General features: G+C 33.1%; 5 protein-coding genes. 2 read left to right on the top strand and 3 right to left on the bottom strand.

Features of this window, described 5'->3' with window-relative positions; translation table 11 throughout:
* The 3 genes from ACIQ6Z_RS08030 to ACIQ6Z_RS08040 form a co-directional block, all read right to left on the bottom strand.
* The coding region (locus ACIQ6Z_RS08030) for a type I glyceraldehyde-3-phosphate dehydrogenase (RefSeq protein WP_396210386.1) at positions 1-552 on the bottom strand (552 nt) is incomplete at its 3' end.
* Positions 553-647: 95 nt separating this feature from the next.
* On the bottom strand, positions 648-1634 hold the full coding sequence (gene pfkA / locus ACIQ6Z_RS08035; protein WP_396210387.1) for a 6-phosphofructokinase: 987 nt from the start codon (positions 1632-1634) through the stop codon (positions 648-650).
* Positions 1635-1770: 136 nt separating this feature from the next.
* Positions 1771-6210, bottom strand: a complete 4440-nt coding sequence (locus ACIQ6Z_RS08040; protein WP_396210388.1) for a translocation/assembly module TamB domain-containing protein — start codon at positions 6208-6210, stop codon at positions 1771-1773.
* Between the two features lie 164 nt (positions 6211-6374).
* On the opposite strand from ACIQ6Z_RS08040, the gene tsaD reads away from it, so the two are divergent.
* A complete protein-coding gene (tsaD, locus tag ACIQ6Z_RS08045; protein WP_396210389.1) occupies positions 6375-7397 on the top strand; it encodes a tRNA (adenosine(37)-N6)-threonylcarbamoyltransferase complex transferase subunit TsaD in 1023 nt (340 codons plus the stop codon).
* Positions 7398-7402: 5 nt separating this feature from the next.
* The gene (locus tag ACIQ6Z_RS08050) at positions 7403-8371 is read left to right on the top strand and encodes a hypothetical protein (RefSeq protein WP_396210390.1); all 969 of its coding nucleotides are present in this window, start codon (positions 7403-7405) and stop codon (positions 8369-8371) included.
* Positions 8372-8415: the final 44 nt, after the last annotated feature.

Raw genomic sequence — 8415 nt, forward strand, 5'->3', positions numbered from 1 at the left:
TTGAGTTGAAGTGGTAGCATGAACAGTTGTCATTAACCCTTCCAAAATTCCAAAATTATCATGAATAACTTTAGCCAATGGCGCTAAACAGTTAGTGGTACAAGACGCATTCGAAACTACTTTATCAGCCGCTGTAGCTTTTGTATGATTTACACCCATTACAAACATAGGAGCATCTGCTGAGGGAGCCGAAATAACAACTTTTTTAGCACCACCTTCAAGGTGAGCACTAGCTGTTTCAATAGTGGTAAAGAAACCTGTACATTCAGCAACTACATCTACGCCTACTTGATCCCATTGGATTAATTTTGGATCTCTTTCTGCAGTAACTCTAATGAAAGTATCATTTACATATAATTTTCCATCTTTGACTTCAACTTTTCCGTTAAAACGTCCGTGAACAGAATCATACTTTAATAAATACGCCAAATGATCTACATCCAACAAATCATTAATTGCTACAACTTCTACATTATCTCTATTGAAAGTTTCTCTAAATACAATTCTTCCAATTCTTCCAAAACCGTTAATTCCTAATTTTACTTTTGACATTTTTTTAAACTTTATGCTTTAAATTTCTACTTAAAGCCAATAATTAATACTTTGATTTAAATTTAAATTTATATAACTATACCTACAGGTCTATTTTATGTAGTCATGATATCAGAAACGCGAAGCAATTCTTTATCAATTTCTGAACTTCCTTTAATGGCTTGTTCTAATGGTGTGAGCGCAACTTTATCATTTAACATACCTACCATGTAGTTCGATTTGCCTTCAATAATAGATTCTACAGCCTTAACTCCAAATCGACTTGCAAGTACACGATCGTAACAAGAAGGTGAACCTCCCCGTTGCATATGGCCTAATACCGATACACGAATATCATATTCTGGAAAATTTTCTTCGATATAATCCTTTAATTCGAATACATTTTTGCCTATTTTGTCTCCTTCAGCAATCACTACGATACTTGAAGATTTCCCTGAAGCTTTACTGCGACGCAACGATTCTATTAATCGCTCTAAACCCAAGTCTTCTTCCGGAATTAATATTTCTTCGGCACCAGCACCAATTCCCGCATTTAATGCAATATGACCTGCATCTCTACCCATTACTTCCACTAAAAAAAGTCGGTTGTGGGAACTCGCTGTATCACGAATCTTGTCGATACAATCAACTACCGTATTTAAAGCCGTATCATAACCTAATGTATGACTGGTTCCATAAATATCATTATCAATTGTACCCGGAATTCCCATCACAGGAAAACCATACTCACTATTGAAAACTTCGGCACCTGTAAAACTACCATCACCACCAATTACAACTAAAGCATCAATACCAGCGGCTACTAAATTAGCATGCGCTTTTTGACGCCCTTCGACAGTCATAAATTCTTTAGACCGAGCCGATTTTAAAATAGTACCTCCTTTATTGATGATATTATTTACCGAACGCGGCCCCATTTCTTTGAAATCACCTTCTATCATGCCTTGGTAACCTCTGTAGATTCCAACACATTCAATATTATGATATGCACAAGTTCTTACAACTGAACGAATAGCAGCATTCATTCCTGGAGAATCACCTCCAGAAGTTAAAACACCTATTTTTCTAATCTTTGTAGTCATGAGTATTTATTTGTTTATGTAAAATTAATAAAGGAATTGATAATAAATAAGCAATTTTGCTGACTATTTAAATATAGTGGCAAATTCAAACGTTTTCGTTAATAACTTTTTATTTTTAATGCTAAAAATTGAAAAATTAATCGATTTCTGGTACTTTATTGCTAATTTCTTTAGTTCCTTCCGATTTTTTTTCTTTTCGGGTATTGATGTAATCTAAAAACTCTGAAGGAATATCTTCAGAATCAGGAATATCACTATTGGAATTGGTAGCCGTTTTGGATACACTTTTCTTGGTAAAAATTTTGCGAATCATTTCCTTAAAGGTATTGAACTCTACGTTATAAGTAAGTCCCAATCCTTGAGTATAACCAATTCCTTCTCCAATGTAATTGATGTTGTTTTCTCTGTTGAATACATGAGCTGTAAGTGATCCATCTTCGTTCAATTGCATTTGTATTTCTACGTTACCTACAATTACCGATTCACTAACACCTCCAACTGGAACTCCTACTTTTCCATTGATAGAAATTCTATCGTTTATGCGTGTACTCACCGTAACTCCAACACGATCAGAAATCTCCGTTAAACGATTACCTTGTGAATAGTCAAAGCCCAATTGTAATTTACTTTCGTCATCGGCAAACAATCCATTAATAAGCGAACCCGCTCGTTCAAATAAAGGACCGTATGCTGCATTTCCTGCAGTTTCAGCAGTTACAAAAGAACCTGTAGATAACAAGGCAAATGCCTGAGTTTGTCGGGTATCTTTATCTTGAAGCTTATATTCAATTTCACTTTTTAAAACCGATGGGACCGTAGGAAAATTTATATTAAAATCGGGTTGCGGATTGCTTAGATTCCCATTTAATAATATGGAAACATGAGTATCTACTTTTTTATTTAAAGAAGCACTTTCCAATAATACCGCAGGATTAGCTGTTGTAATATAGGTAGCTTCTAAATCTAATACCGCATTCATCGGATCCCCATCCCAACGTATGGTTCCTCCTTTCGTTACATTGAATCTTTTATCAATAAGTCCGCCATATTTAAAATTATATTGTCCCTCTTGAACAATAAAATCTCCATTCATTTGAAACTTACCCAAGGTATTGATTTCCATAAACATAGAACCCACACCTCTTCCTTTCATGGCATGACCTGACTCTTTATTCAAAATAATTTCAATCTCGGCATTTTGGTCAATATCAAAACGTAAGGCCAACTCAATACCCTGATATTTATTTTTCTCAACAACTTTGCCCATTTTTATCTTCTGAAACTCTTCATTTGTCATAAACTTGATAAACGAGTTATCCCCTAAATCTTCATCATCATTAACAGGAATTTTTATGATAGTCCCTTTTTCAGACTGGCCGGTAACTTCAATATTTAGTGCATTGACAGCTCCAGTAATACTAGCAACACCTTTCATAAAAGCAGTACCATAATAGTATGCCCCCTCCGAATCAGGTGTGTCTAAAGCTAAAATGTTATTTGAATTCAGATGCAAATCCAATTGCCAATCGTCTAGTGCTTTATGACGAATGGATCCATCCAACACCCCTTTTGTTTTGTATTTGGTATCCCTAACTTCAATTTTTCGCAAACTAAATTGGTGCTCTGTAATATCTACAATGGCGTTTTTTTCAAACGCATAATCCACATTCAAATAGGGAACGCGCATGCCCGCTTCATTTAAATACAACCTTCCATCAATTTCGGGTTGTGTGAGGGCGCCCGCAATATTTGCTCTTCCTGTTGCAGTTCCTCTTACATCAGACAATACCGAACCCAGTAATGGTCCAAATGGCGCTAAATCAAATTCTTTAAACCCAGCATCCAATGCTAAACTTGATTGCTGTCCTACAAAATTGACGTTACCTGTCAAGAAAAAATGTTCTTCACCATTTTTATTTAATGACGAATTAACTTGGAATTGATTGAATGTATTGTTTCCCTCTATTGCAAAATCCAAATCACCTAATAGTATATCATTAACTTGTAAATTATCAATGGTGATATTTGACTCGGGATCATAACTGTTTTTATCTTGTTTGTATTGTACATTCCCGTTAATGTTTCCACTAAAAGAAAGATTTTCTATAGTGGGTGTCACCTTCTTCAAATCAACTTCATTGAACGTCAACTGAAAATCTTTATACGTTGAATCCCGCATGGTACCATAAAAATCGATCTTTTGTTCGTTGTGTGACAGACTGATTTTTTGAAAATCAAAATTCTTCAGGTATTTATCGAAAATAATTTTATTGTCATTTGTTTCTTGTTCATTAATGAACCAAATGTAATCTTTGAACGTAATTTCTGATTTTTTAAAACCCACTACTGACTGTTTATCTTGATTGATGGTGTGGAATAAATTGATGTCAAATTTATCTTTACTTTGAGCACCACCTTTAAATTCAGAACGCACAAATAGTGTATCATTTAATGTTACATTAATCAAGTTGAAATCTGCAATTTTATAATTCTTATTTGCAATTGTGTCAACTGAAATATAGGTATTATATATTGGGTTTTTATTATCAATATCAATTGTTACATTTTTGATTTGGTTATCGTAGGCTACTATTGAAGGCGAAATGAAATCCAATTCAAATTTACCAGCATCGGCATTGATTTGCCCTTTAAAACTCGTATTTTCAGAAATCGAAACCTCTGGAATAAATACTTCAACTATTTTATCATAAATCTTAAAATCAAAAGATAAAAATTGATTTTTCGCTAATTTATTTGGAGAATAATTGGCATACAAACTTCCTAGCGCATTTTCGATGATTTTTTGAACCTCTTTAATCTTATATTTCCCGATAACTTGACCACTGATAATATCCGGCGAATTCATTGATATGGTTCTTACGTTTTCTGCGTCAAAAGAAGAGGTGATTTCAAAATCTTCAAAAAAGTAAGAATTTTTGCTGTTTTGATAAGATACATCATGAATAGATAGTGCCCCAGTTAAATCATCTACAGAACCACCTGCCGCTTTAAAATTAATTTTACCTTTAAAAATTGAAAGTGTATCTTTTTTATAGAAGTTAAGAAGATGCAAATCGGCATAGTCAATTTGTGCTTTAAAATCATAATTATTTATCCGTTTGCTCAAATCTACTACTCCATCAAAATCCATTTTTAAATTCGGATCATTACTATTAAAATATCCTTTAAAATATGGCATTTTCATACTCCCATCTACTGCGATTGATTGATAATTGTACCCGTTATAAGCAATAGCATCAACAGTTCCTTTAAGCTTTGTATTCAATAATTGCTTTGTAAATCCAGATCCATCAATAGCTAAATTCAGGGTGGCGCGACCGACCATTTTTTCATTGATCAAAGTACCCAAATCAAAGGCAGATAATTGTATATTCCCTTGATACGATGCACAATCTATAGCATCTATATTTTGCATTGAAAAATCACTATCAATCGCACCCAAACTGGACAATAATGAAACATCGGCATTGATGTATTTCTGAGTCAATTCAATAGATCCCGCCAAATCAACTGTACCAAATTTTGAAAGTATCAATGGTAGATTTTTTCCCAACACACGAGGCAATACACGGATAATTTTTTTATAATCCGTGGCTACACGATCAAAATTACCTTTCATGTAAAAAGATTGATTGTCTTTTCCGAATAGATTTTTAAACGTAACCGAACCTATTATTTCTGATTGATTTTTATCCAACAACTGCAAATCATGTAGGGTAAAATTATTTAATGTTCCCAGAAAATGAGTATCCAAATAAAACATATTATGCTTCCCAAATTCGTTGTAAAAACAATTCAAATCATTAGAAGCAATAGTTGCTTTATCCAATTGAACATCAAAAATCACTTTATTGTTGAAGTCTTTAAAATCTTCCCGTTTGTATCGCAATTCCACTTTTCCTTTCAGTTCTGAATGAGTAGTTTGAAGTGCTAAATGATCCAACAGAATATTGGTCTTAGTATACGTAAATCCAGCGGTCAATTGCGTTACTTCAATTCCCCGATGGTCTTTAAACGCCAAACGATTAATGATCGTAGTAACATTTGGACCTTTAATTAAAAAATCCTCCAATTTTCCGTTCAATCTTTTTAAATCGAGAACCTTAGGCGTATTTAAATTTTCATCAATATATCGAAAACGACTACTGAAGACAGTCATTTTATTGGCACGCATTCTAAATTTACCCGAAGAAGGCGAACCATCATCAAAAGCATCAATAAATCGATCTAAATTCGTATAATCCTCATTTTTGTAGTTGGTTATCTTGACATCCAAACCATCCAAAATAACATCTTTTAAATAGGGGTGTCCAGGATCATAAAGTTTTGAAAAACTTAAAATAGAAGTATTTAAACGTTTGATAGCAAAAAGGGTATCCTTGTGATGATCCAAAATCAATATCCCTTTTAGTTTGACACTACCAAATGGCGTTATGGCTACTTGTTCTATGGTTAGATCTGTTCCGTATGCTTTATTTAACTCATCGGTTGCGTATTTTCCCAGTATAGATTGAACGGGTGGTAACGACAAAACAGTACCCAAAAAGAGTAACAATAGTAATATTCCTATGAGAATACGAAATAGTATTTTTTTATATTTTTTGATACTCTATTTTGTTTTAAATTTGCTTAAATTTATAGCTAACAGGGATTTCCAACAAAAATAAGGATTTTTGTAAGATAATTACAATATCTTTAAGTCAAATTTCGTGCCTAAAAATGATAGAAAGAAAAATTTTTACACTTGCGATTGAAAGTTCATGCGACGATACATCTGCCGCAGTGTTGTGTAACGATGTGGTTTTGTCCAATATCGTAGCCCGACAGCCTATTCATGAAGAATATGGTGGAGTTGTACCCGAACTTGCCTCAAGAGCGCACCAACAAAATATTGTTCCAGTTGTTGATGTTGCATTAAAAAAAGCTGGAATCACAAAAAATGATTTAGATTGTATTGCCTTCACACAAGGTCCAGGATTGATGGGTTCATTATTAGTGGGAGGTTCATTTGCAAAATCTATGAGTTGTGCACTCCAAATCCCATTGATCGCTATCAATCACATGAAAGCACATATTCTAGCGCATTTTATTAATGAGGAAGGTTTTGATAAACCCGATTTTCCTTTCTTGGCTTTGACCATTTCGGGCGGACACACTCAAATTGTAAAAGTAACAAGCTTTTTCGATATGGAAATTATCGGAGAAACCACAGATGACGCAGTGGGTGAAGCTTTCGACAAAAGCGCAAAAATACTAGGACTGCCCTATCCTGGTGGTCCTTTGATTGATAAATTTGCGCAAGAAGGCAATCCAAAAGCGTTTCCCTTTACCAAACCGAAAGTACCCGGCTTGAACTTTAGTTTTAGCGGATTAAAAACGCAAATACTTTATTTTATCCAGAAAAATATTGCCGAAAACCCAGACTTTATCGAAGAAAATAAAGCGGATATTTGCGCATCCATTCAGCATACAATTATTCAAATATTGATGGATAAACTTAAATTGGCTGTTGCAGCAACCGGAATCAATAAGATTGCTATTGGCGGTGGGGTTTCAGCAAATTCAGGCATTCGAACCACTTTAAAAGAAACCGAACAAAAATACGGTTGGAAAACCTACATTCCAAAATTTGAATATACTACAGACAATGCTGCCATGATTGGAATTGTGGGCTATTACAACTTTTTAGAAGGTAATTTTAGTTCCGCTGAAATCACCTCAAAAGCACGTATTGAATTTTAAAAAAAATGAAAAAAATATTTTTCCTAATCTTAATTTCTTTAAAAACTTTTGGTCAAAAAAAACCAGAAGATTTTGGTTATAGACATATGACTTTTGAATACAAAAAAACAATTGTTGATGTATTAATTCAATCGAAAAAAGGAGAAGAAAATATTAAAAAACCACTGTTTTTTTTCTGTCAAGGAAGCATGCCTCAACCATTGTTAAAATATAAAAACACTGTTTTGTATGGAACCTTTCCGTTTGATGTAAGTGATTTTTTAACTGAATTTCATATAGTAATAGTAGGAAAACCAGGTGTTCCTGTAATTTCAGATGTAAAAGATTTAAAAAACAATTATCAATATCTTATTGAAAACGATAGCGTTTCAAGAATATATTCCGACAATAATTATTTAGATTATTATGTTGAGCGAAATAGCTTTGTAATTAATAAATTATTCAAAGAACAATGGATTTTAAAAAACAAATTAGTACTTGCTGGCCATTCTGAAGGAAGCACAATCGCAGCTAAATTAGCAACTAAAAATAAAAAAATAACACATTTAATTTATTCTAGTGGAAATCCTTATGGAAGAATTTTAAGCATGCTTGTAGAAGAAGTAAGTAAACAAAAAAATTATGATTTAATCGAATATTGGAAATTTGTTGTTGAAAATAAAAACAATATTGACTATAATGGTGGTGATACTTATAAAGCAACATACGATTTTTCTCAACCATCAGCTTTGCATCTTAAAAAACTTAAAATTCCAGTTTTGATAACTTATGGCACAAAAGATTGGAATGCACCCTATAACGATTTATTATATATAGAAAGTATTCAATTGGGATTACAATATTTAAAATTTATACCCTATTTCGATCTTGAGCATAATTATTTTCCAGTGAATGATAAAAGAGAACCAATTCATGAAGTTTATAATTGGGACAATGTAGGGAAAGATTGGAAAAACTGGTTAGACAAAAATTAAAAACTATGCAACTATTCTATAATTCCGATATAAAAAAAGGTGAT

Origin of the sequence: Flavobacterium sp., from assembly GCF_044376915.1 — a bacterium.
GTDB lineage: Bacteria > Bacteroidota > Bacteroidia > Flavobacteriales > Flavobacteriaceae > Flavobacterium.